The organism is Bradyrhizobium sp. P5_C11_2, from assembly GCF_054049755.1.
In genome coordinates, this window is the sequence record NZ_JBFULT010001031.1 from 1 (window position 1) to 1,292 (window position 1,292).

The 1,292-nt window shown below is 61.4% G+C and carries 1 protein-coding gene; it reads left to right on the plus strand.

Annotation, left to right across the window (positions count from 1 at the left end; all coding sequences use genetic code 11):
* The first annotated feature begins 35 nt into the window (after nucleotides 1-35).
* Nucleotides 36-1,235: an ABC transporter substrate-binding protein gene (locus ACXJL8_RS41400; RefSeq protein ID WP_456624198.1), complete on the plus strand. Its 1,200-nt coding sequence runs from the start codon at nucleotides 36-38 to the stop codon at nucleotides 1,233-1,235.
* Nucleotides 1,236-1,292: the final 57 nt, after the last annotated feature.

Here is a 1,292-nt window from a genome sequence, read left to right on the forward strand (position 1 = left end):
GCCCCAAGGAGAGGCCCCAAGGAGAGGAGACGTCAATGTCGAAGTCGTTCAACGCGTTCGGCCTTGCTGTGGGCGCCGTGGCGCTCAGCTGTCTGCCGGCCGCGGCGCAAACCAAGGTTACCAATGACGGCATCTCGGCCACCGAGATCGTCATCGGCACTCATCAGGATCTGTCCGGGCCGATCAAGGGCTGGGGTGTGCCTGTTTCCAACGGCATGAAGATGGCGGTCGAGGAGGTCAACGCCGCCGGCGGCGTCCAGGGGCGCAAGATCAGGCTGGTGGTCGAGGACAGCGGCTACGATCCGAAAAAGGCCGTCCTGGCGTCGCAGAAACTGATCGAGCGTGACAAGATCTTCGCGATGGTGGGACCAATGGGGTCGCCGACCGTACTTGCCGCGCAGGATATCCTGCTCGACGCCGGCGTGCTCCAGCTGTTCCCGCTGACGGCGGCCGAATTCACCTTCAAGTTCGATCCAGCCAAGCCGCAGGAGCGGCTGAAGTTCAACAATCTGCTGCCCTATGTCGAGAGCACGCGCGCGGCGCTGAAATACATGATGGAGTGGAAGAACTTCAAGAAGCCCTGCATCATGCATCAGGATGACGAGTACGGCAAAAACGTGCTCGACGGCTTCAACCAGCAGCTCACCGCCATGAAGGTGCAGCCAGCCTCGATCACGAGCTACAAGCGCGGCGCCTCCGACTTCAGCGCGCAGGTCGCCAAGATGAAGTCCGACGGCTGCGACCTCGTCGTGCTCGGCGCGGTCCTCCGTGAACCGATCGGCGCCATGACCGAAGCCAAGAAGCTCGGTTGGGAGGTGACCTTCCTCGGCGCCACGCCGACCAATGTGATGGAGGTGCCGATGCTCGGCAAGGACGCCGTCGAAGGCCTCTACGCCGCAAGCGGCTTCGAGATCCCCTATGAGGACACCGCCAAGGGCAAGGTCAAGGACTGGCTCGTCAACTACAAGAAGATGTTCAACACCGACGCCAACACCCAGGCGATCATCGGCTACAATGCGGTGATGACGTTTGCGTTCTACGCGAACAAGGCGGGCAAGGATCTGACCGGACAGAAGATGCTGGATGCGCTCGAGTCGGGCGAGAAATTCCTCGACATCTTCAACTCGCCGCCGACCAAGTTCTCCAAGACCGACCACCTCGCCAACACCATCACCCAGGTGCAGCAGGTCAAGGGCGGCCGCTGGGTGCTGGTGAAGGACAATCTGATGTTTTGATGCTTCTTCGCCTCTCCCCGCGTGCGGGGAGAGGCCGGAATTTGCGACAGCAAATTC

Bases quoted from the DNA above. Each gene is read 5' to 3' on its own strand.
- ACXJL8_RS41400 (WP_456624198.1), top strand. From the start codon at position 36: ATGTCGAAGTCGTTCAACGCGTTCGGCCTTGCTGTGGGCGCCGTGGCG.